Annotated in this window: 25 protein-coding genes; 12 read left to right on the top strand and 13 right to left on the bottom strand. The window is 60.0% G+C overall.

Features of this window, described 5'->3' with window-relative positions:
* Positions 1-196: 196 nt before the first annotated feature.
* Positions 197-394, bottom strand: a complete 198-nt coding sequence (locus D5261_RS29010; RefSeq protein WP_119322985.1) for a hypothetical protein — start codon at positions 392-394, stop codon at positions 197-199.
* Positions 395-655: 261 nt separating this feature from the next.
* Between D5261_RS29010 and D5261_RS29005 the strand changes: the two genes are divergently transcribed.
* The 4 genes from D5261_RS29005 to D5261_RS28990 all read left to right on the top strand — a co-directional run bounded on the left by D5261_RS29005 (position 656) and on the right by D5261_RS28990 (position 4763).
* A complete protein-coding gene (locus tag D5261_RS29005; protein WP_165864403.1) occupies positions 656-2392 on the top strand; it encodes a GAF domain-containing protein in 1737 nt (578 codons plus the stop codon).
* A gap of 154 nt (positions 2393-2546) precedes the next feature.
* The gene (locus tag D5261_RS29000; protein WP_125206137.1) at positions 2547-3089 is read left to right on the top strand and encodes a DUF1269 domain-containing protein; all 543 of its coding nucleotides are present in this window, start codon (positions 2547-2549) and stop codon (positions 3087-3089) included.
* Between the two features lie 208 nt (positions 3090-3297).
* On the top strand, positions 3298-4188 hold the full coding sequence (locus tag D5261_RS28995; protein WP_119322988.1) for a prepilin-type N-terminal cleavage/methylation domain-containing protein: 891 nt from the start codon (positions 3298-3300) through the stop codon (positions 4186-4188).
* 20 nt (positions 4189-4208) lie between these two features.
* The gene (locus D5261_RS28990) at positions 4209-4763 is read left to right on the top strand and encodes a hypothetical protein (protein ID WP_125206138.1); all 555 of its coding nucleotides are present in this window, start codon (positions 4209-4211) and stop codon (positions 4761-4763) included.
* 94 nt (positions 4764-4857) lie between these two features.
* On the opposite strand, the gene D5261_RS28985 is transcribed toward D5261_RS28990, so the two are convergent.
* A complete protein-coding gene (locus D5261_RS28985; protein WP_119322990.1) occupies positions 4858-5748 on the bottom strand; it encodes a Rieske (2Fe-2S) protein in 891 nt (296 codons plus the stop codon).
* A 197-nt stretch (positions 5749-5945) separates the two neighbouring features.
* On the opposite strand from D5261_RS28985, the gene D5261_RS28980 reads away from it, so the two are divergent.
* From D5261_RS28980 to D5261_RS28965, 4 genes are all read left to right on the top strand, one after another.
* Positions 5946-7037 carry a glycoside hydrolase family 76 protein gene (locus D5261_RS28980; protein ID WP_119322991.1) on the top strand — a complete coding sequence of 364 codons (1092 nt, stop codon included), beginning with the start codon at positions 5946-5948 and terminating at the stop codon, positions 7035-7037.
* A gap of 137 nt (positions 7038-7174) precedes the next feature.
* Positions 7175-8425 (top strand): serpin family protein, encoded by a 1251-nt coding sequence (locus D5261_RS28975; protein WP_165864404.1) that lies wholly within the window; start codon positions 7175-7177, stop codon positions 8423-8425.
* A 255-nt stretch (positions 8426-8680) separates the two neighbouring features.
* Positions 8681-9052, top strand: a complete 372-nt coding sequence (gene rbp / locus D5261_RS28970; RefSeq protein WP_119322993.1) for an RNA-binding regulator — start codon at positions 8681-8683, stop codon at positions 9050-9052.
* Between the two features lie 139 nt (positions 9053-9191).
* The gene (locus D5261_RS28965; RefSeq protein ID WP_119322994.1) at positions 9192-9413 is read left to right on the top strand and encodes a hypothetical protein; all 222 of its coding nucleotides are present in this window, start codon (positions 9192-9194) and stop codon (positions 9411-9413) included.
* A 464-nt stretch (positions 9414-9877) separates the two neighbouring features.
* Here D5261_RS28965 and D5261_RS28960 read toward each other — a convergent pair whose 3' ends face one another.
* From D5261_RS28960 to D5261_RS28950, 3 genes are all read right to left on the bottom strand, one after another.
* Positions 9878-10927, bottom strand: coding sequence for a YncE family protein (locus D5261_RS28960; protein ID WP_119322995.1), 1050 nt, complete (start codon positions 10925-10927; stop codon positions 9878-9880).
* On the bottom strand, positions 10924-11412 hold the full coding sequence (locus tag D5261_RS28955; RefSeq protein ID WP_119322996.1) for a phosphatase PAP2 family protein: 489 nt from the start codon (positions 11410-11412) through the stop codon (positions 10924-10926). The genes D5261_RS28960 and D5261_RS28955 overlap by 4 nt, the downstream gene beginning before the upstream one ends.
* A gap of 154 nt (positions 11413-11566) precedes the next feature.
* Positions 11567-11914, bottom strand: coding sequence for a PepSY domain-containing protein (locus D5261_RS28950; RefSeq protein WP_119322997.1), 348 nt, complete (start codon positions 11912-11914; stop codon positions 11567-11569).
* 200 nt (positions 11915-12114) lie between these two features.
* Between D5261_RS28950 and D5261_RS28945 the strand changes: the two genes are divergently transcribed.
* From D5261_RS28945 to D5261_RS28935, 3 genes are all read left to right on the top strand, one after another.
* The gene (locus D5261_RS28945; RefSeq protein ID WP_119322998.1) at positions 12115-12471 is read left to right on the top strand and encodes a cupin domain-containing protein; all 357 of its coding nucleotides are present in this window, start codon (positions 12115-12117) and stop codon (positions 12469-12471) included.
* 47 nt (positions 12472-12518) lie between these two features.
* Positions 12519-14390, top strand: a complete 1872-nt coding sequence (locus D5261_RS28940) for a glycoside hydrolase family 3 protein (protein ID WP_218025679.1) — start codon at positions 12519-12521, stop codon at positions 14388-14390.
* A gap of 142 nt (positions 14391-14532) precedes the next feature.
* Positions 14533-16392 carry a glycoside hydrolase family 3 protein gene (locus D5261_RS28935; RefSeq protein ID WP_119322999.1) on the top strand — a complete coding sequence of 620 codons (1860 nt, stop codon included), beginning with the start codon at positions 14533-14535 and terminating at the stop codon, positions 16390-16392.
* A gap of 33 nt (positions 16393-16425) precedes the next feature.
* Here the strand turns inward: D5261_RS28935 and D5261_RS28930 are convergent, their stop codons facing one another.
* The 8 genes from D5261_RS28930 to D5261_RS28895 form a co-directional block, all read right to left on the bottom strand.
* Entirely contained in the window at positions 16426-16842 is a 417-nt protein-coding gene (locus tag D5261_RS28930; protein ID WP_119323000.1) for an MGMT family protein, read from the bottom strand.
* Entirely contained in the window at positions 16833-17300 is a 468-nt protein-coding gene (locus D5261_RS28925; RefSeq protein ID WP_119323001.1) for a hypothetical protein, read from the bottom strand. The genes D5261_RS28930 and D5261_RS28925 overlap by 10 nt, the downstream gene beginning before the upstream one ends.
* Before the next feature lie 125 nt (positions 17301-17425).
* Entirely contained in the window at positions 17426-18325 is a 900-nt protein-coding gene (locus D5261_RS28920; protein ID WP_174721489.1) for a DUF7832 domain-containing protein, read from the bottom strand.
* 51 nt (positions 18326-18376) lie between these two features.
* Complete coding sequence (locus D5261_RS28915) at positions 18377-18712, bottom strand: hypothetical protein (RefSeq protein WP_119323002.1); 336 nt, start codon at positions 18710-18712, stop codon at positions 18377-18379.
* A 46-nt stretch (positions 18713-18758) separates the two neighbouring features.
* Positions 18759-19808, bottom strand: coding sequence for a HEAT repeat domain-containing protein (locus tag D5261_RS28910; protein ID WP_165864405.1), 1050 nt, complete (start codon positions 19806-19808; stop codon positions 18759-18761).
* A gap of 34 nt (positions 19809-19842) precedes the next feature.
* Positions 19843-20334, bottom strand: coding sequence for a hypothetical protein (locus D5261_RS28905; protein WP_125206139.1), 492 nt, complete (start codon positions 20332-20334; stop codon positions 19843-19845).
* A gap of 25 nt (positions 20335-20359) precedes the next feature.
* Positions 20360-20764, bottom strand: a complete 405-nt coding sequence (locus D5261_RS28900; RefSeq protein WP_119323005.1) for a hypothetical protein — start codon at positions 20762-20764, stop codon at positions 20360-20362.
* On the bottom strand, positions 20745-21383 hold the full coding sequence (locus tag D5261_RS28895) for a tetratricopeptide repeat protein (RefSeq protein ID WP_119323006.1): 639 nt from the start codon (positions 21381-21383) through the stop codon (positions 20745-20747). The genes D5261_RS28900 and D5261_RS28895 overlap by 20 nt, the downstream gene beginning before the upstream one ends.
* 271 nt (positions 21384-21654) lie before the next feature.
* On the opposite strand from D5261_RS28895, the gene D5261_RS28890 reads away from it, so the two are divergent.
* Positions 21655-22515, top strand: a complete 861-nt coding sequence (locus D5261_RS28890) for an ankyrin repeat domain-containing protein (protein WP_119323007.1) — start codon at positions 21655-21657, stop codon at positions 22513-22515.
* Positions 22516-22684: the final 169 nt, after the last annotated feature.

Genomic DNA, 22684 nt, shown 5'->3' with positions numbered 1-22684 from the left:
TCTCCCATATTCTTTCATACCACGTTATGGCTGCATGGCATGAATGAATATTGCCGTGTCTCTGAGAGATTTTGTCATTATGTAAGCGGTTGCACATGTGCAGCGGCTCATAAAAAGGCGGCGCGGACAAATTGTCCGCGCCGCCGGGCGAGAATTGGCGTCGCCGCGCAGTTCCGTGAGCCAGGAAGATCGATTCTTACGCTTGCTTCTTCTTCAGGATCGGCAATCCCGTGGCGCTGTTCTCGGAGACCTCATAGCCTTCGGGAAGTTCATCCACGGCGCCTTCCTTCACTTCCTTGCCGAAAAAGTAAAGCTTTGTCTTGCCGTTTGCAGCAGTGCGAGCGTGCAGAAAATATTCGGTGCCGCTCTTTTTGCTCTTTGCCGAGTACGCCATAGTATTCCAATGTCCTTTCGCGGCGCGCGGTCTCCGCGCGCATCCAACCCGACGATTATATCACATTATTTCCGCGAGAAGGGAGGCCGAACCTGCGAAAATATCGCTGGAATACGTTTTTGACGGAAAATTCTTCGGCTGGGCGCCGGTTTGCTCCTCATCGGGCGTATTCGGAAGCGCATTTTCTGAATGCGATCTTCGCTATTACTGCTTGCGGCTGGTATTATAAATGCAGGCAAGAGTGAAATACGCAAGGAAGCAATGGATACAGAACGACCGACGGAATTGACGCCGCCTTCAGAAGAGCCGCCGACGGAGATGACGCCTTCGCCGGGGCTACAGCCCCTCACGGCCGGTTTACTGGAGTGCGTGACGGCGCGTGATGTCGCGCGCGTGATCGTCGATCGCGGCGCCGCCGTGCTGGGAGCGACCGCCGGGCTGCTGGCGCTGGTGAGCGAAGACGGGCGGCTGCTGGAGATCGTGCAGTCTCAGGGATATCCCGCGGATGTGCAGGTGCGCTGGCGCAGCTTTCCGATCGACGCGAATCTCCCGCTTTCCAACGCCGTTCGGCAGATGGCTCCGCTTTTTACTTCGTCGCGCGCCGAGTGGGCGGCGATTTTTCCCCATCTGACGGAGCGGAACCAGGACACGAACGCCACGGCGGACCTGCCGCTGATCGAGCATGGACGCGTGCTGGGCGCGCTTCACCTTTCGTTCCGCGACGAACGTGTTTTCGATGACGCCGACCGGGAATTCCTCGACGAGCTTGTCCAACAGTGTTCGCTGGCGATGGGCCGGGCGCTGGCGCGACAGCAGGCGGACGACGCCCGGCGGCGCATGGAGTTTCTCGTGCGGGCCAGCGAGGTCTTAACGGAGTCGCTGGACTATTCGAAAACGCTGCATCAACTGGCCCATCTCGTGGTTCCCGAGCTGTCCGATTACGCCCAGGTTGCGATTGTCGACGGCGGCGCGATCGATCGGATCGCCGTCGCGCATGAACTGCCGGAGCGCGAGGCGGTTATTCGGGAGCTTTACACGCTTTATCCGCCCGATCCGACGCACCCCAACAGCGTCGGCTCCGCCATCCGGACGGGCGAGGTCCAGCACATGACCGGCTTGACTGATGAGATCTTCGTGAAGGCCGCCGTGGACGAGCATCATCTTTCGCTGCTGCGCCAGCTGGCGCTGACCGATACGCTGACGATTCCGCTGTCGGCGAGGGGCCGCACTCTCGGGGCAATGACTTTCGCGATGTCGTCGGAGTCCGGGCGATCATTTCGTCCTTCGCTGATCTCCTTTTTGCAGGAGCTGTCTCGGCGCGCGGCGATGGCGATCGACAATGCGCGTCTGTATCAAGACGCGGAGCGGGAGATCTCCGAGCGCAAGATCGCGGAAGCGGCGCGAGAGAGGGCGGTCCGGCAGCGGGAGGACGCGCTGATCGAGAACGCCCGTTTGATGACCGAGGCGGTGGAAGCCTCGCGCCAGCAGCGCGAGTTTCAGGTCAACATGCTTTCGTCGATGACGGACGGGCGGCTGATTCTCTGTGAAAGCCCCGGCGACTTGCCGTCCCCGGCGCCAAGACTGGAGATGGAGGCGACGATCCAGGAGGCGGACGATATCTTCCGCCTTCGTCAAGCGGCGCTGGCTACGGCCGTGAGGTGCGGTTTCGCCGATGAGAGGACGGATGACCTGCTGACAGCCGTGTCCGAAGCGTGCATGAACGCGTATGTGCACGCGGGCGGCGGCGATGTCCGCGTGCGGACCGACGGGGAGTGCGGCGTCATCCAGGTCTGGATCGTCGATCGCGGCAAAGGCATCGACTATAGCCGCCTTCCGGACGCGATGTTCCGCAAGGGCTATTCCTCCGCCGGCACGCTGGGGCACGGCTTCAAGCTGATCATCAGCTTCGCCGATTTTGTTTACGTGCTGACCGGCCCCGGCGGCACCACTGTCGTCATCGAGCAGCATCGCTCTCGCCCCGAGCCCGCCTGGGCATAACTTCCCCGAAATCGTCTATGAGATCGTGATATTGGTCCGCCTGCTCGGTTTGCGCGTGAGATGCGGAGGGTAATAAGGCTGTGCGTGGGAATACAAACTACGTTTCAATCTTGATTAGCAAAGCCGCACTTCAGTGCAGAAGGTTAGGATGACCATGACGACCACACTTCCGACAACCACGAACCGTGTTACCGCAGTCTTCGCGGACCGCGCGCAGGCCGAGCAGGCCGTGAGCGCTTTGCGCCAGAGCGGCGTCAACGACGATCAACTCGCCGTTGTCGCGCAGCATGACGGCCATACGATCAGCACCGGCGACGGCTCGGCCGCTGTCGCGGCCAATGACGGCGACGGCAGCCGTGTCGGCAAGGGCCTCGCGGCCGGCGCCGGCGTCGGCGCTCTCTTCGGTCTCGCGGCGCTCGCCATCCCGGGCGTGGGACCGTTCGTCACGGCAGGCTTCCTGGCCCACGCCCTCGGCGTGACCGGCGGCGCGATCGCCTCCGGCGCGGTCGTCGGCGCAACGTCCGGCGCGGTCGCCGGCGCGTTCGCCAAAGCTGGATACAACGATGACGAAGCGCGCTACTACGGCGGCGCCGTCGAGAGCGGCCACGTCCTGGTCGCCGTCGACACCACCAGCGGCGCGGACGCCGCTCAGGTCCGCCAGATCCTGAGCCAGTACGGCGGTTCGTTCTCCGCGTAACCCACGCGGCGATTCCGGCCGTTTCGAAGGCTAACAATCGAATATCGGGAAGCAAAGCAGGGCGGGCGCAACGATTGCGCCCGCCCTGTCTAAATTTAATCTTCCCTTAACACGATCCTGGGCTTACCACTGGTAACATAACTCCAGCGCAGTTGAGATTTCTTCATTAAGTTTACTCAATTGACGCCCTGCGCGAGGAGTAATAGATATGTCGCTGCCGAACAAACACGACGGTCGCATCGGCTTTACGCTGATTGAATTGCTCGTGGTTATCGCAATTATTGCGATTCTTGCCGCCATCCTTTTCCCTGTCTTCGCTCAGGCCCGCGAAAAAGCGCGGCAAACGATGTGTGTCTCCAACATGAAGCAGCTGGGACTTGCGTTCCTTCAGTACTCCGTGGACAATGACGACGCCCTCGTCTCCAAGTATCAGTACGCTTACTACGACAACAACGGTTCGTCCCCGTTGGAGCCGTATATCAAGAACCATTCGGCCAATAGCATCGCTTCCGTCTGGACTTGCCCTGACCTCACTAATCACTACCAGAGCAGCGTCATCAATTTTCGCAGCTACCCACGCACGTACGGCATGAATGAGTTTTTGACGAACCCGGGCTCAACTTACCAGTGCGCCAGCGGGAGCGCAGGCTGCAAGAATATCACGGACCCCGACTCATATTATCCGCGCGTCTCCGATGAGGTAGTTAAAAACGGCACGGACAAACCGCTGGGCGACCTGGACTATCCCATCACGCTTTCCCGCATCAACTCGCCGGCCAATACGGATCTGCTGTATGAAGGCATGACGGAAGACGGTCCCGCAAACAACCAGTACACCGGATCGTCTCAGGGGTATGGCTCGTGGTTCCGAGTCAAGGGGTTCTGGAACAGCCTTACCGCCGAGCAAAAGTTCTGGTATACCGCTCAGTCTCCCGACAAGCCTTATCACGGAACACGCAACAACTATCTGTTCTGTGACGGTCACGTCAAATCCCGTGTTCCGGAGAAGCAGGGCTACGACATCACGCAGGATCCCAACCAAATTTGGACTCTACAGGATGGTCGTGATAACGTCCCATTCCCGTCCAACCCGTCGTAAGCGACATCGATAGGAAGTGCATGACCATGCGATTTTACAGCGCCTTGTTGCTTTTGACGTCGGCTGCGGCCTTGACGACCGTGTCCCATGCTGAGATATCGACTCCGCGCAAGTCAGCCGCCGCCAAGCCGTTCGTGCTGTCGGAAAATATCGGCGGCGGATCCTCCGCATCGTTAGATGCGGAGACTGAGGAGAAAGTTCTTCCGGCTCAGTCCTCAGTGGCCGCCAAGGCGGCGTTCGCCACGATCGACGCCTCGGACAAATCCGTTGGGCAGGCGCTTGACGCCAAAGCACTTGCGGACGCGCGGAAGATGATCGGCAAACCTGGCGCGTTTCAAGGCGTTGTCAGCCAGGTCTACTCGCCACATAACCATAATATCGTCATTCTGGATTTTGCTCCGCACTACCGGGACGCACTCACGGCCTCAATGAAGCCCGACGATTACGCCAAGTTCCCCGATACAAGCCAGCTTGCCGGCAAGCATGTCCTGATCACCGGCGTATTCAGCGCGAACCCACACGGCGCTCCCCAAATCGAGCTGGCCAGCCCGGACCAGGTGAAAATCATTCCGTAAGCGTTCCTTGCGGCGCGTCGAATTTAAGGCCGCCGGAAGCAGCGTCTTTGCGCTGTCTCCGGCGGCCTTTCTTGGCGCCATACCAAATCCTTATTCACACTTCCAGCACCGGATCGCCGTATTTGACTTGAACTTTGCCGTCTTGCACCCGCGTCTCGTAGTGCGGCTGGGCGAAGGTTGAAGGGCCGTCCAGCACTTTGCCGTCTTTGAGGGCGAAGCGGGATTCGTGCCAGGGACAGACGATGCCGCCGTCGCACACTTTGCCTTCGGAGAGGGGACCGCCCAGGTGGGCGCAGGCGTCGGCGAGGGCGTAGATTTTCTCGCCCTGGCGGACGAGCACGACGGGCTGGCCGTTCGCTTCGACGCGCTTGGGGGTGTTTTCTTCCAGATCGTCCCAGTCGAGGACATCCACGAACTCATCGGCCAGTTCTTCGCGCTTGGAATGATCCACGCCGATCTTCTGATAGTAAACGAGCATGCCGCCCAGAAACGCCCCGGCGCTCACGGCGCCGAAGCCAAGCAGCGCGAGCGCGCGGCCGGCTCCGCGGTTGCTGCGCTTGCGCATCACATAGGAAGCGCCGTAAAGCGCGGTGGCCGAGATGTTGATCAGCGCATGCGCGCCGCCGAGGCGCTTGGTGGTTTTTCCGCTGAGCCGATACCAGTCCGTCAGCCCGGTGACGGCCGAGCCGAGCGCGCCGAGCAGACCGATCCCCACGGCGGCGTCGGCTCCGGCCGCGTATTTGTCGTCGCCGATCGCCTCCAGGGTGTCCAGCGCCGCCGCCACCGACCACGCGCCGAGGGGAATATCCGTGAGGACGGCGTGCAGCGGATGCCCCAGCCAAACGCCGTGCAGGGCGTCCTCGACTTTGCGACCCGCGTCGCCGCCCGCCGCGTATGTCGTCTCCACGGCCTTTTGCAGCCCGTCCGCCACCGGGGCCAGCCATTCTTGATCTTCGATCGCCTTTGTGATCGCCAGGGAATCCATTGCGCGCCTCCAATTTTCCGCTGCGGCCTATTTGCAGCCTGTCCGGTTCGTACCCGCCAAGGCCGCCAATCAAACGCACCCGAGCACGCATCGTGTTTGGCCAGAAATGGACTCTTGACGCCTCGGTCTCACAGTGATACAATACTTATGAAATGGCGCGTTTTGGTCCTGTTCGTGTGTGAAAGATTGGAGACGGTATGTTCGTAACGCAGTTGATGGCGACCGGCGGTGTTTTGCTGGCGGCGTCCGTGGCCGCAGTGCTGGGCGGCAGTGTCGCCGCGCAGGCGAAGTCGCCGGATTCGGCGACGCGCGATCTGGCGATGGACGCCTACAACAAAGCCTTTTACAAGGTGGACAAAGGCATGGGGTCGTTTCGGATGACCAGCGCCGGCGGACATCAGAGTAACTTCTGGCAGTACGCCGAGCAGATCGAAACCGTGGAAGACGCCGCCGAGAGAAACCCGAAGTACAAGCAGCAGGTCACCGAACTGTGCAACGGGTTTGTGCTCGAACACGGCCGCAGCTGGGCGAGCAATATCTACAACGACGATATTTTGTGGGCCAGCATGGCGTTCACGCGCGCCTACAACCTCACCGGCAACACCACCTTTTTGAAGTACGCCAAAGAGAACTTCGACCTGGTATGGTCCCGCGCCTACGACACCGAGCTGATCCCCGGGCTGTGGTGGACCACCGACAAGACCTGCAAGAACGGCTGCGTGAACGGCCCCGGCGTGATCGCCGCGATGCTGCTGTTCAACGCCGGTCAGGGGGACGTGTATAAAGAGCGCGCCGTTACCCTGTTTGAGAACTACGAGAAGAATCCGATCATGTGCGATCTGTCCAAGAACGCCGTATCCGACTCCATCGATACCAAAGGCAAGATCAATCACTGGGTCTCCACCTACAATCAAGGCACCTTCGCCGGCGGCGCGGCCATGCTCGGGCGATACGCCGACGCCAAGCTCGCGCTCCAAACCGCGAAGGACGATCTTTGCGGCCAGCACGCGCCCAATATCTTCAACGAGGAGTACGGGGGCGGCCCGAACACCGATCTTCCCGGTTTCAAAGGCATCCTCTGCCGCTGGGCCGGATACTACGCGGCGAAATCCGGCGACACCTCATTCAACGCATGGCTGCAAACGAATGCGAACGCCGCCTGGGATCAGCGAAACTCCGAAGGGATCACCTGGTCCAAGTTCTGGCTGCGCGCCCCCGAGCCGAAGGACAGCGCCCTTTACTCCTGGGAATGCTCGCCGGCGGCGACGATTATGCAGGTGTGTCCTTAACGTTCTCTTGAGAGCGCTCTCCTGCATCGTCCGAGCATTTACGATCTCGGTTCGCGGAACTTTTAGCTAGCTTCCTTCGTCTTGAAACTTCTTATTTCGTGATGCGAAATACGTTACGCATCGAAAGGGAGTTTCATATGCCGACAGCCGGACGATTTTGGGGCATGCCCTCCTGCGTTTGTGTTTTCGGAGCGGTGTCGCTTCTCGCAGGCTGTGGGCAGGGGGCGCCGCCCGCTCGGGACGTCAAGGTCGTGGCGGCGGATGCGCATGTCCGGCAGGTTGCGGCGGCGAATACCGATTTCGGCTTTCGCTTGCTCCGGCGACTGGCGCTGGAGAAAACCGACGCGAATGTATTCTTCTCGCCTTTCGGCGTCACGCAGGCGCTCACGGTGGCGATGAACGGCGCCGATGGATCGACGCAGGCGACGATCTCGCAGACACTTGGTCTGCAAGGAATCGCGATCAAGGATATTAACAGCGCGAACACTTTGCTGCTGCCGTCCCTGGAGAGCGCCGATCCGCAAGTCGATCTCAGCGTCGCCAACTCGATTTGGGTAGGAAAAGGAATCACGCCCAGCGCCGCATTTCAGCAGATTTGCGTCCAATCCTATGACGCGCAGGCGGCAGCGCTGGATTTTTCGTCGCCCTCCGCCGCTGACACAATCAATTCATGGGTTGATAACAAAACAAATGGCAAGATCGACAAAATCGTTTCGCCCAGCGACATCGCCGATTCTCAAATGGTGCTGACGAACGCCGTCTACTTTCATGGAAAGTGGGGCAGCGCATTCGAGAAACCATTGACCCGTAACGGCCTTTTCCATCTGGCGAGTGCGCGGGTGAAGACACTTCCGTTTATGAGTCAGGACGCAACGTTCAACTATCTGGACTCAAAGACTCTGCAAGCGGTCAGTTTGCCCTATGGCGATGGACGGATTAGTCTGTATATTATCGCTCCCAAGGATTCTGGCGGCCTGAATGCGTTTCTGAGCACGTTTCATCCGTCGGACTGGAACGATTTGCTCCAGAATATGAGACCTGCGTCAATGACGATGATCATGCCCCGGTTCCATGTTTCATACGAAGCGCGTCTCAATGACGCGCTTGCCTCGCTCGGTATGGGAGCAGCATTCCAGCCTGGGGCGAACTTTTCTCCGATGGGGTTGAGGGACGGCTTAATCAGCGCCGCGAGGCATAAGGCGATCCTGGAGGTGGATGAAGAGGGGACGATCGCCGCCGCCTCTACGGAAATTTACATGACTGCATCAGTCAAAATGCCGCCAGTGAACGTCATGCGTGTTGATCGCCCTTTTTTCTGCGCCATTCGGGACAACGCCACTGGGACTCTGCTCTTTGCCGGAGCAATCCGCGATCCGGAAGCGATGTGAGGGTAGAAAGCAGGGTGGGGATCTGTGCAATCGTAATATTCTTTGAAAATAATTGTTTGTAATTGACAAACACGGGGTATAATTTATTTAACGCCGAGAAACGCTCGGCGGCTATTTGTTTTTGGTAATCGGTTCTGTGCCCTCTCCTGTGTCCTGTTGGATTCCTTCGGTTTTGCCGTCGTCCATCCGATTCCACATCAGTCGCCTAACTGTTCCCTAAAAATAAAGGCTTCACTTGAATGGAACCCTATCACAATGACGACCAAACTGTATGTTGGTAACCTCAGCTACCAGACAAAAGACCAGGACCTGAACCAGCTCTTCGCCGAAGTCGGCAACGTTGCAAGCGCGCAGGTCATCACTGACCGCTACACCGGCGAATCCCGTGGCTTCGGCTTCGTGGAGATGGCGACCGAGGACGAAGCGCAGCAGGCGATCGCGTCCATGAACGGCCGCAGCGTTGACGGCCGCTCCCTGACCGTCAATGAGTCCAAGCCCCGCGAAGATCGTGGCGGCAGCGGCGGCGGAAGCCGCGGCGGCAGCGGCGGTGGTTATGGCGGCGGCGGTGGTCGCAGCAGCGGCGGCAGCGGCGGTGGTTATGGCGGCGGTGGCGGCAACCGCTACTAAGCAATCGCGAAAAGGCGTGGCTGATATTTTCAGCCACGCCTTTTTTATTTCGTTTTTTTATTTCCGGCATTCCGCCCGGACTTCAGGCCTCGCCCGGCGAGACCTCGATTCGATCATTTCAGTAAAGGGGAAATTCTAAATGAGAGAGACCAGACCAGCCGCGCCCAAACAGCCATCATACAAGTCCGCCGCCGAATTTACCGAAGTGCTGCGCCAGACGTTAGAGCAAGCCCGCACCGAAAAGCCCAACGATCCCGAACTGAAGACCCTGCAGGACGAGATGAACGGCTTTGAGGCCGAAGGCAAGTTCGCCGAATCCCAGGCGGCCCTGCGCAAATGGTTTATGAAGCGCCGCGTGTAGTCCAGGTAAACCAAACCTGTGGCTGCCCTCGCGCAACACCGATTGCCCGCATTGGGTGACAGCTCCCGCCGCGGTCTTCGGCCGCCCGAGTGACCTACCCTCGCGCTTCGGCTGCCGGCAAACCCACCTCGCGCCTCGGCTGTCCGGTCCCCCCGGCGCTTCGGCTGCCCGGCCCCCCTTGGCATACCCACCCCGGCCCTGCGGGCCACCCCTCCCGCCGACGGGAAGGGTTTTTTAGGATTGTCTCTTACGAAGACCGCCTGCGATAACACACTCTGAAATAACCCTTCCCGTCGGCGGGAGGGGTGGCCCGCAGGGCCGGGGTGGGTTTGCCAAGGGGCGACCGAAGCGCCGGGGTGGGTATGCCAAGGGGGGCCGGGCAGCCGAAGCGCGGTGGTAGGTAGAATCTAGTAGGATTAGGAAGAAGCGCCGGGGTGAGTATTCACCCCGGCGTTTCTGCGTTCTTACGGAGCCAGTTCCAGAAGGGTGAACGAGCCCGGTTCGTAGTGGCGTCGCGGGCGGGTTTCGCCGGCGGCGGGCGGGTCGGCGGGGAGCTGCTTGGCCGTCATCAGGAAGACGTGGTGGGTCTTGGCGTCCAGCGCCATGGTTCGCGCTCCGGCCTGGGTCGTGACGGTGGAGGCGACTTCGTATTTGTCCGGCGTGACCTGCCGGATGACGGTCAGAGTGCCGTCCTGGCCGTTCGGGCTGAAGGCGAGCTTGAGCTTGGAATCATACGTGGCGGCGTCCGGACCGTCGCCGATTGCGGGCGTCGCGACGACGGCGCCGGTGTCCGCGTTTAGAACGACCATTTTGCTGCCGTCGCACACGCTGAAGATCCGGCGGTTCTTCGCGTCGATCGCGAGGCCCGACGGCGATTCCGCGCCCAGGGGCCAGGGCTGGCCGATCAAGGTCAGCGCTTTGCTGTTGATCGCAATGACCGCTCCCTTATCCTCCAGGTTGTCGTAAATCTTTCCTTTGCCGTCCGGGGCGGCGAACTCCGGGCGTCCGCCCAGAGCGATCGTTCCCGCGACTTTGCCGTCCTTGGCGTCGATCGCCGTGGCGGAGTTTCCTTTTCCATTGAATGTGAAAATCCGATCCGACGCCGCATCAAAGATAATCGCGTCCGGCCCTTCGCCGACCGAAATCTCCTGGAGCTTCGCCAGCGTCTTCAGATCGAAGACCGTGACGCTGTTCGAGCGGCCGTTGCTGATGTAGCCCTTGCCGCCCTTGTCGTCGATGGCGATCCCATGCACGCCGCTGAGTCCCGTGATATCGCCGACCGTCTTGCCGCTGTCCGCGTCCACGACATTGACATGCGTCGAGCGCGAGACATAGATGCGGCGGTTGGCGCTGTCCACCGTGAGGTAATCCCAGCCGCCGTCGCCTTCCAGCGAAATTTTACGGACTACGTGATAGTCGGGGTCCGCGGCGTGCGCCGGCATCCCCGCCGCGCCGAGCAGTAATCCGAAAGCCCCTAGGGTGAGCAGGGGGGAGAGTGTTTTATTCTTCTTCAATGTATGTCGCCTTTCTGCAGTGCGTGATGATTTTGATCTCGAATTCTGGATATGGCTACTCCCGCCGCGCATCCGATCCCCGCGAACGCGAGGCTCGCAAGGACATCGATCGGATGATGCAGCCCGCTCGCCACCCGGCCCGCGCCGACCAGGGCCGCGCAGACGAATGCGGCGGCGCAGAGCCGCCGGTCGAACGGCCAGAGCAGGAGCGCGCAGGAAAATACGAGCAGAGAATGGTCGGAGGGAAAGCCGTTGTCGGGCGCATGGGCGATCATCGGGGGGAAATGGCCGACGACAAATGGCCGTGGATCGTCGTAAAGCGCGCCGCCGCCCTTCGCCAGCGCAACGCCGACGATCAACGCGACCACTCCACGGATGAGCAGCGCGCGCCGATCGCGGGCGTTCGCCGAGATCCATCCCCAAAGGAGCAGCGCGATCGGAAGAGCGAATAAGTACTTCGCGCAGAAGAGAGTTGCGAGGTGCATGGATCGGGCGCCGCCTGTCCGGTGTGCGTGATTTCCCGGTAATTGTAATAGGCCAGAATTAGAGGGTCGTTAAGATTACATTAGAAAATACTTATGGAAAGGCGCGTTTGGGAAGAGGAGGCCATGCCCACGGCTTTTCGCCGTGGGCATGGGGCTACTTGACGGGATGCTTCGCGGCGGCCGCTTTGTCCGCGGCGGCTTCCTTGCTTTCCTCCGCCGCGCTGGTCTTTTCCTGGTCGAGAACCTTGCCGGTGGATGAGCTGACTTCGACTTCGTAGAGGCCGTCTTTGCCCTTGACGATCACGGCGTATTGCCAGCGGCCGTCCTCGAACTCATACTTCGACGACATCGCTTTCCCGGGAACCTTGCGCACGGCGGCGGCTTCCGCCTGCGCCGAAGTAATCTTCGGCTTGGGAGGCGTAGCGGCGCCGGCGGCCGACAGTCCGAACGCGGCGAGAGCGACGGCGGCTTGAAGCCCTCGGATCATCTTGGAAGTTTCCATTTCATTCCTCTTTTCAGTGGATCTGGTCGTTCACGGTCACCCGGTATTATTACCTGCGGCGATTAGAACGGCGTTAGAGGAAGATTAGATGATTCTGAGAACGGTTGGGCGAATCTTTCGCGTGTTTTCGGGTCTCCATATGCCACAATAGCGCAGCGTCCTAAGGGGCGAATTCTTTGCGATACACGAGGATCATCACCATGCCGAAATTGATCGCCGCGCCCGCCGTCATCGAAGCGGCGGGCAACAAGCCCAAATTGATCGAAGAGTTCATTGGCCGCGTCAACTCCGGAACGCCGGATCTGAGCGTCGCCCGGATGACCAGCCCCGGCGGCTGGACGGAGCCCGCCCAGACGCCGGAGTTCGCCGAATACACCGTCGTGCTGCGCGTCACTTCCTCCGATGGATCCCACCTGGATGTCGGGGCCGGCCAGGCCGTGATCGTTCCGGGCGGTGAGTGGGTGCAGTACAGCACCCCCGCCGACAGCGGCGCCGAATACATCGCCGTCTGCCTTCCCGCGTTCGCGCCGAACACCGTTCACCGGGTAGAAGATTAGCGGGCGCCGATTTAAGATTATCCTGCCGTTTGGGGTACTCTGTCGTCGTGAAAATCCTCATTCCCGGCGCCAAAACGCCGCTTGCGTTTCTTGCTTCTCTGATCTTGTTTTCCCTCGCCGGCGTAAGCGCCGAGGCGCGGCCCGGACAGAAGCAGTTTTTGGATCAGGACCGGCGGGCGCGCGCGCTGCTGGCGACGATGACGCTGGATGAGAAGATCGGACAGATGATGCAGGTCGAGCACGGCTCGCTCAAGGATCCGAATGATATCGTGAAGTATCATCTGGGCTCCATTCTGAGCGGCGGCGGCTCCGGTCCACGCAATCCCGAAGACCACAATCTCAAGGGCTGGACGGCGATGGTGCAGGGCTTTCAAACGAGCGCCCTGAGCACGCGCCTCGCCATTCCGATCCTCTATGGCGAGGATGCGCTGCATGGCAACGGCAACGTTCCGGGCGCGGTTGTGTTTCCCCACAACATCGGCCTGGGCGCCTCCCGCGATCCAAACATCGTGCGCCAGGCGGCGCGGGCGACCGCCGAGGAAGTGCGCGCGACGGGGATTAACTGGAGCTTCGCGCCGTGTGTCGCCGTTCCGCAGGATGAGCGCTGGGGCCGCACTTACGAAGGCTACGGGCAGGATCCGGCGCTGGCGTCGCTGCTGGGCGCGGCGGCGGTCGAGGGGCTGCAGGGCGGCAGGCTTTCCGACGCCGCGTCCACGCTGGCGTGCGCCAAGCACTTCGCCGCGGACGGAGGAACGGCTTATGGAAGCGGCTACGCCAAGGACGGACATGGGCTGGACCGGGGCGACGCGCGGATCGATGAGGCGACTCTGCGCCGTGTCCACCTCCCCGGATACGCCGGCGCGATCCAGGCGGGGGTGGGGACGATCATGCCGTCGTTCAGCAGCTGGAACGGCGTCCCGTGCTCGGCGAACGCGCATCTGCTGACCGACATCCTCAAAAAAGAAATGGGTTTCGAAGGCTTCCTGATCTCGGACTGGGACGCCATCAACCTGCTTGGCCCGGACTACAAGCAAGATATCGCGACCTCCGTGAACGCCGGCATGGATATGTTCATGATCACGGACCGATATCAGACGTTCTTTGACGATTTGAAGGCGCTGGTGGGAGAAGGCAAAGTGACGCCGTCGCGGATCGACGACGCCGCGCTGCGTATCCTGCGCGTCAAGCTCGCGATGGGATTGATGGACAAGAAGTTCACGGCGGCGGCGAACGAAAAGCTCCAGGCGGCCTTCGGCGGCGTCGAGCATCGCAAGATCGCCCGCCAGGCCGTGCGCGAATCGCTCGTGCTGCTGAAGAACGAGCGCCAGACGCTTCCTATCGCGAAAACGATTAAGCACATTCATATCTGCGGGCGCGGCGGGGATAACATCGGCATGCAGTGCGGCGGCTGGACGTTGAACTGGCAGGGACAGATGGGCGATGTCCCTGGGGGAACCAGCATCTTGAGCGCCGTCAAAAGCACGGTATCCAAAGACGCCGTTGTGACCTACTCCAAAGATGGGACAGGCGCCGAAGGCGCGAGCCTGGGCGTCGTGGTCATTGGCGAGAGCCCCTACGCGGAATGGTTCGGCGACCGCGCCGATCTGACGCTGTCTCAGGAAGACAGCGACGCCGTCGCCAATCTCAAAAAGGCGAATATCCCCGTCGTGGTTGTCGTGCTCTCCGGCCGGCCGATCATCCTCGGCGACGTCGTGAACCAAGCCGACGCCCTGGTTGCGGCCTGGCTTCCCGGCACGGAAGGGCAGGGGATCGCCGATGTCCTCTTCGGCGACTACAAACCCACCGGCAAGCTCTCATTTCCATGGCCGCGCTCCATGGATCAGATTCCCTTGCATTACGACGACAAGACAGTCGCCCCGCTGTTTCCCTATGGATTTGGGCTGGGTTACGGCGGCTAATTCCGCGTGAAAAAACTTCTCGAAGCCACGTGCGTATACGTATCCAAAATACCGCGTCGTTTCGGGTACTCTGTCGGTATGGAGCGCTCGCCTGCTCACTCGCCGCGAGACCCATCACTCCCATCGTAAGGAAATTCCCGCAATGATCGCCCGCAAGCATCTTCGACGGCCCATCCATCCGTTATATTGTCTCAACGCGCCTGTTGCCGTTCTGTCCGCTCTGGCGCTTCTTTCGCTGGCGGGCGCGGCGCAGGCGCGTTCGGGTCAGGATAAGTTTACGCGCGAGACCGCGCGGGCGAAGGCGATCCTGGCGAAGATGACGCTGGATGAGAAGATCGGGCAATTGATCCAGGTCGAGCACGGCTCCTTGAAGGATTCCAAGGATGTGGATAAGTACCATGTCGGATCGGTGTTTGGCGGCGGCGGCTCCGGGCCGCGCGATTACACCCTGAAGGGCTGGACCGAGATGGCGCAGGGCTTCGCGACGACATCGATCGGCACGCGTCTGGGCGTTCCGATTGTCTACGGCACCGACGCATTGCACGGCAACAACAACGTCCCCGGCGCGACCATCTTTCCGCACAATATCGGTCTGGGCGCGACGCGCGATCCGGCGCTGGTGCGCAAAGTGGCGCGTGCGACCGCCGAGGAAGTCCGGGCGACGGGGATCAATTGGAGCTTCGCGCCGTGCGTCACGGTCCCGCAGGATTACCATTGGGGGCGCGTTTACGAGGGCTACGGGCAGGACCCCGCGCTCGTGGCTCAAATGGGCGCGGCGGCGGTAGAGGGATTGCAGGGAAATAACCTGGCCGGCGAGACCTCCGTGCTTGCCTGCGTCAAGCACTTCGCGGCCGACGGCGGGACGGACGGCGGACACGATCAGGGTGACGCGAAGATCGACGAGGCGACCCTGCGCCGCGTCCACCTCCCCGGATTTGCCGCCGCGATCCAGGCGGGCGCCGGCACGATCATGCCCTCTTTCAGCAGCTGGAACGGGGTGAAGTGCTCCGGCCATAAGCATCTTCTCACCGATATTCTCAAGAAGGACATGGGGTTCGAGGGATTTTTGATCTCCGACTGGAACGCCATCGATGAGCTGGGCGGAGATTACAAGAAGGACGCCGAGATTTCGCTGAACGCCGGCATGGACATGTTCATGATCACGGACAAGTACCAGCAGTTTTTCGACAACGTCAAAGCGCTCGTCGCCGAAGGCGCCGTGCCGCAGTCCCGCATTGACGACGCCGTACTGCGCATTTTGCGCGTCAAGCTCGCGATGGGCATGATGGAGAAGAAGTACACCGTTGCGGTCAGTCCGGCCGTGCAAAAGACCTTTGGAAGCGCCGCTCACCGACAGATCGCTCGCCAGGCCGTCCGTGAATCGCTCGTGCTCTTGAAGAATGACCGCCAGACTCTCCCGATCGCCAAAACCATCAAACGGATCCATGTTTGCGGGCGTGGCGGCGATGATGTCGGCATGCAGTGCGGCGGGTGGACAATCACCTGGCAAGGACAGATGGGCGATGTCCCTGGCGGGACCAGCATCTTGAACGCGATCAAAAAGAGCGTGTCGCCGGCGACGGCCGTCACTTACTCCAAAGACGGAACCGGCGCCGAGGGCGCGAGCCTGGGGATTGTGGTGGTCGGCGAAATTCCCTACGCCGAAGGGGTGGGCGACCGCACCGACCTCGCGCTGCCCCAGGAAGATCGGGACGCCATCGCCAATCTCAAAAAGGCGAATATCCCCATCGTGGTTGTCCTACTCTCCGGCCGGCCGATGATCCTCGGCGACATCCTCGCGCAATCGGACGCCGTCGTCGCCGCCTGGCTCCCCGGCACGGAAGGGCAGGGCGTCACCGATGTCCTCTTCGGCGACTACAAACCGACCGGCAAGCTCTCATTTCCGTGGCCGCGCGCGATGTCGCAGATCCCGCTGCATTACGACGACAAGGCCGCCGATCCGCTGTTTCCTTATGGTTTTGGACTGGGATACCATGGGTAATGGTTAACCCATTACTCGGCGCCCGATCCAGTCTCATTCCAATCGAACGAGATGATCCTTGAACCCCTGAACGCGCGGCGTCTTTGGCCTGTCGTCGATCACAAACCCTTCGTCTTTCAATAGCGCGGCGTGGCCTTCCACGCCGCCAGGGAAGTACGAGATCAATTCCCCGTTCGCCTTAACGACGCGCCAAAACGGCGCGCCGTCCGGCGCCGCCTTGCCGATGGCTTTCAGCGCCTGTTTGGCGCAGTAAGGGCAGGTGACCTGGACCTGGGACCGTCGCGCAAGCTCCGCGCGCAGGAGGTCCGTCGTCAGGATCTGGTTTTCGGGAATGGATCGCACCAGCGCCTCGACGGTCGCCCGCGACGGCTTCAGCATTTTGCCCGAGCAGCCAAAGAACCGCTCCAGCGCTTCTGAGATATCGACCACGGCATCTTGTGTCACATCCATCCAGCTTCTCCTGTAAGACCAACGGACGCGCGAATCTCGGCGGCGGGAATTACCCGCTCGGCGGGCGTCGCCGGATCCAGGATGGCGTGTAGGCTGGGAACCCGCGCCAGTTTGGGAAAGAGCACAGCCCGCTGCATCGACACCATCGTAAACGCGCCCATCGTCGCCTCCGGATTTTCCGCGATCGTCTGCCGCATGATCTGCTGCACAAACTCCTGAGCGCTCTCCTGCGACGAAAACAACCAGATCTCCGGTCCCGATTCCGAATCAACAATCATCAGCGTATCCGCCGCCTGCGCCTGCCGCGCATAACCATCCAGCGTGTCTATCATCTGCTCCGGCGAAAGCGGCTTAATGTCCGCAGTATTATTCGCCATGTTCAGCAATACCCAAAATCCATCAGGCAAATCTTCCGCAGCCTTGCTTCGTTGGAATAGCGCCTTGAGCTTGTTCAGCAAGTCTGTCCTCCTTGAGCGCCCTCTCCGTCTCAATCTTTCAAGTAATCTAGCAGCGTCTTTGCGGTCTTGTATGTATCAGTTCTGCGAAAGATAATTAAGTTAGTCTTCGATAAATTTCATATTAGTCACTTTTGAGAAACCCAATCTTGATACCGTTGATCGATGAACGTTGTCAGAATCGCGTAATTCTTCGCGTTTTCTCGGACATGGAATAGCGACGGTCGATCCGCGACAAGATGGACTTCGTAGTCCTTTAAATATTCACCCGATTCGACACCGAAATAAAATTGGGTAAAAGCGTTGCCTTCCGGGCTCAGCATCTCACTGTCGAAACAGCCATCGAAGTATTCGTAGATATTGGAGGCTTGGATCTCGCGTCGCGTGAACTTGTCAATCAGTTCTTTGCATTCTTCAAAAAATGCGGGGTTGTGCAGATTGTGGTCGATTATCCAGCCTAGATACATCCCGGTCGGAACAAGCACCTGGTCTGTGGAGAGACGTTTAGGAAAACTCTCGTTGATGTGATACCTAGCCTTGTCGTATACAATAGGATTGAGTGGGAGCGTCGGACGCGATTTCAGTATGGATGCCTTTAAAGGCGGCGCGGGCCATAGGGCAATCTCATAGTGGTCACCGCCCTCTAACCCGTCATCGTTGAGAGTCTCCAGTCCGCCATAAAACAAGCGCGCTCGGTAAGATCCAGGAACGACGGGAATTCGTGCGGCGTCAGGAAAATAGTCAGTGCAACCGGCAATCACAAGGCTGCCTGATGGAATGTCAAGACTGCACTCGTTGACTTGGTCCCATTGGTCGTAGTCGTCGGCGGGGGCGGCGTCCAGAACTCGTACGGTGACTGGGACTGTCATATTACGCACCGTGCCTACACCTATTGTTCCAGGCGCGAGCGCCAGCATTTGTTCGGTGGCCTCGTGCGTCCAGCAGTCGGATAGGTCGCCGTCAGCTTTTTCATCTTGTAGATAAAACTGGTGGTAATCCGCGAAAATATTGTAGTGATGTTCCGTCATGTATTTTTCCTGAAGCATCGTTAATCTTCTCTGTGGAGTATCTCAGAGCGCCTATAATTCCAAATGCAACGAAAAGTTGAGTTGTTGCGCTTTCTCGCACATTGCCTTAAGCGATAAAAAGAAATCCGAAAGCTTTCTGTTAGGGCTGCGAGAATATTTTCGCTCGATCAACGCCAATATGTCGCTCAAATAGCGTGGATGTATGGTGTAATCTTCATGGTCGCTGATGTCTGTCTGACAAATCTCTCCGAGATCGAAAAAGAATTTCGAGTACCAAACGATATCAAAGATATCATTGAGAGAAATTATCTCACATTCATTCTCGAACTGATCCGGTAAGTTCGCTATCGTACGCAGCAATACGTCTGCATCTGCATTCTTTGGCATTACCACGCCTGGTCGAAATAACTGAGAAGTGAACAACGTCGCGCCTTTAATTCTTTAGCAGATCCATGATCATTTTTCGAAGAGGATCGTTCACCGACGATTTGGCGTCGATGAGCGCCGTGCGTGCGCGATATGTTCCGATCCGGTACAGCGCCTCGGCGGCGGCGCGCTGCACGCCTTCGTTCGTTTCCGTCGTCAGCACTCGGAGCAGCTCCGGTACGGAATCGTCGGTTCCCACATGCCCCAGCGCGACGGCGGCGACGCGTTTGACCTCTGGGACTGACCCAAAGCAGAGAAACTCGATCAATGGCTCCTCCGATTCTGGTGAACGCGACTGCGCGAGTGTGACCGCCGCGAGGGCGGCGATTTTGGGATCGGACGATTGCAAGTCTTTCGTGAGATCCGCGATGGCGTCGCGCAGCGGGGCTATCGCCCATTCATCGTAGCGTGGTCCCTCGGGATCTGACAGCAGTTTTATTGCCGTCAAGCGCACATAATTGTCGGGATCGCTTAATCCGGCAGTGAGCGGTGCGAACGCGCCGTTTTGCGTTTGCGCAAGTGCGATCAGCGCCGCCGACCGCGTGTAAGGATGAGGCGATTTGGCCGCCGCGAGCAGCGCTTCCTCCGCGTCCAGTCGTCCAAGCACTCCCAGCGCTTTGGCCGCGATACACGCCACGGGATGGGGATCTTCTTCGGTCATCACTGCGATGAGGGCGTCGCGCGCCAGCGCCGACCAAGTCGCGCTTAGCGCCTGACAAACCGCCGCTCGCAAGTGTCTGAGATGGGGTGCGCCCAGAAGTTCGATGAGGGCGTTCGCGGCGTTGTCGCCGCCAGCGAGATATCGCTTCAGCGCAAAGTCCTCACGGTTAAACACATATGCCTGTGCGCGTTTTGACGCTTCATCGGCGCCAATCTCACCGATGATCTCCACCAGGGCGGCTCCGCCCGGCAAGGTTTCGTCAAGCACGGCGTCGACCAGAAACGGCAACGCCTCGTCGCCGCGCTCGGAAAGCTCAATGCGGGCGTCGCGCGCTCGCGGCGTATTGCCGGTCCGAGACAGTGCGATCAGCCATTCGATTTCAGAGAAGTCATTCATGATTGCACTCTCTGCCCTGGAGATTCGAGATACTCTAGAACATGATCCCCGAGTCGCGATAGTCATTCACTGCCCATCGACCGCTTTTGCAGACAAGATAATATGTCCCATGGGATCCGTCCGAGCCGCTGCCGTGGGCGTCCACCTCAATGGAAACCGAAGCCGGCCCGTACCATCGGAGCGTGTTCGAATCCACCGAGAGGGCCTCCGCGCTGGCGCCTGTCTTCCTGTCCTCGAATGCGCGAGTGGGGCCGACCGTGATCCGAGAGCCGAGAATGACTCTCTTGTCATTTCGAAATTGGTTCATCACCGCCGTGTCCGGATCGTTGCCGTCCACCGAAAGGCCGGAGTAGGGCCGCGCGCGGCGGGCCAACATCTTCTGAAAAACCGCCGTATAGATGGCGTTTCGTTTGGCGGGCGTGTCGGCGTTCAACGGATGCCGCCACAGCAGCAGCACGAGCGCGGTCGCGCCTATTGCGATAAGAGGGACTACTAAGAACGCTTTGGGAATTCGTTTCCCCATCATTTGCATTACTCCGTTCGGCGGCCGCTTATTTCTCCTGATCCTGGGCGCTAATGATACTCTCCAATGCGCTCACCATTTCCGCGATGGGAACCGTCCAAATTCCCGCTCCGCCGGCGTCGAAGGCGTCTCGCCATTGCTGATATCCTTCTTCAAAGTCGGGCAAGGGAGCATTCTCTTGTACAAGCTGTGTCACGCTTTGCGTAATGGATTCCTCGGAGCATGGAAGATGCCCGATCACGGACGTCATCCCTATCGAATGCCTTGGCGTTCGAATGCGCAGGCCCTGAAGGTGAATATGGACAATCGCCCCGAGCCGGTCATGGACTTCCGTCTTGACGACGGTCAGTGTCGAGCCGTCTTCATAAGGCCGCGCGTGATACTTCCAAACTTGTCCGCGCTGAAATTTCCCGTTATCCACCGTACGCAGCATGCGTTCCGCCTTTACCTTCCTGCATTGACAGCAGCGTCTTCGCCGCCGTTTTATGTCCCTGCTCCGCCGCCCGGGCAAGCCATTTCCGCGCTAATCTGCGATTTGTCCGCACGCCTTCGCCTTCCAGATACGCCTTGCCGAGATTGTACTGCGCTATTGCGTCCTCCCCGTACTGGGCCGCGCGCCGCATCCATCGAATGCCTTCCGCGAGATTTTGCGTCGTCCCTTCGCCGTCCAGATACATTACGCCCAGATTGCAGGCCGCCCAGTCGTCGCGAAGTTCGGCCGCGCGTAAATAGAGCGCAAACGCCCTTTCCTTGTCCATGGGAACGTGCTTCCCCTGATCGTAATAGATCGCCAGATTGCACAGGGCGATCTGATGATCGTACTCCGCAGCCTTTTCGTACCACGTCATCGCACGCGTGTCATCCTTGGCGACGCCCCGTCCTTCGCTGTAGCAGAAGCCGACAAGGTTCATGCAATGGATGTGACCCGCTTCCGCCGCCTCCAGCAAGTACGGAAAAGCTTTGTGATAGTTCTTGCGAACGCCCTCGCCGTAGAAGAAGTTCTGTCCAATCTCCGCGGCTGCGTCAGCCCGCTTTCTCTGTAATCTGTTCATCCTTGTTTACCTGCCGAACGGCCGCCTGAGCGTCGATCCCCATTTTTAGGGACGTTCTCAAAGATCAATGTCGCCTGGGCGCCGCAAAAATGAAAAGACTCTTCAAGTAAATCGCGAAGAGATTGGCTTGTCTACTCGATAAGTATTATAACTCAAAGCCACTGCTGGAGCCGGAAAAACTTCACGCAATTCTCACGCCCGTCTCACGGACTTCTCACCCTTGCGCAATATACTCCCTCCATCACAACTTTGAAGCGGATGGAGGGGAGCAATGAACGGAAACTATACGGGCGGCGGACAGGAGCGGGCGGCGCTGATGGCGGCGGCGCTGGTGGTGTGGAGCGCGGGTGTTTGCGGTGCGCCAAGGGCGGCGAGCGCGGAGCCGGTGAATCGGGTGATGCTGGCGGCGACTGTAGCGCCGCTGGACAAGGAGCTTTTGGCGGCGGCGCTGCGGGGGGACTCGGAAGGAGTCCGGGCGCTGCTGGCGCGCGGCGCCGATGTCGAGGCGCGCGACCCGGCGAGGAATACGCCGCTGGCGTGGGCGTCGTCGTCGGGCGACGCCGCGACGGTCGGGATTTTGCTGGCGAAGGGCGCGCGGGTCAATGTCTGCAATGAGTATGGAGTGACGCCGCTGGCGCGGGCGGTCAGCGTGGACAGCATTCCGATCGTTCGCATTTTGCTCAAGCACGGCGCCGACCCGAATGTGCGCGACAATGCCGGGCGCACGGTGCTGATGGCGGCGGCGGAAGGGGGACTGGCGGATCTGATCCCGGTGCTGCGCGCGGCGGGCGCCGACGTGGAGGCGGTGGACGACCGGGGGCGAACGGCTTTGATCCATGCGGCGATGCGCGATATCAATCTGCACGCCGAATGCAATACGCCTCCGGTGCGCCGGCGCATGACGGAGGAGACCCTCGCCGCGGCGCGCGCGCTCATCGCGATCGGCGCGCCGGTGTCCGTACGGGATAAGGGCGGCAGGACCGCCGCCATGTGGGCGGAGCGCATGAAAAACACCGCGCTCCTTCCCATACTTTCTAAACCCGCCCGCGCGATCGCTCCGGCGCCGCGCGCCGCGCGAATCACCCCGCGCCGCAGGGTTTTGGGGACGCTCAGGACAGCCGCGCCGGTTTGAGAAAGTCTAGCATTTGACACGTTTGCGATCAAGCCGTTCGTGCTCCCAGCGCATGGAGCGAAACGCATCGGCCCAGCGCCAAAGTCCCGCAAGTGGAAGCTTGCAGGCTATTTCGTCGGCTTTTGCTGACTTTACGCCCGGATTGCCCACAAGCTTCCAATTGTGGGCA

The sequence above is a fragment of the Capsulimonas corticalis genome, assembly GCF_003574315.2.
GTDB classification, from domain to species: Bacteria; Armatimonadota; Armatimonadia; order Armatimonadales; family Capsulimonadaceae; genus Capsulimonas; species Capsulimonas corticalis.
Note: the sequence above shows the minus strand (reverse complement) of the source record. Positions and strands in the feature narration are given on the sequence as shown.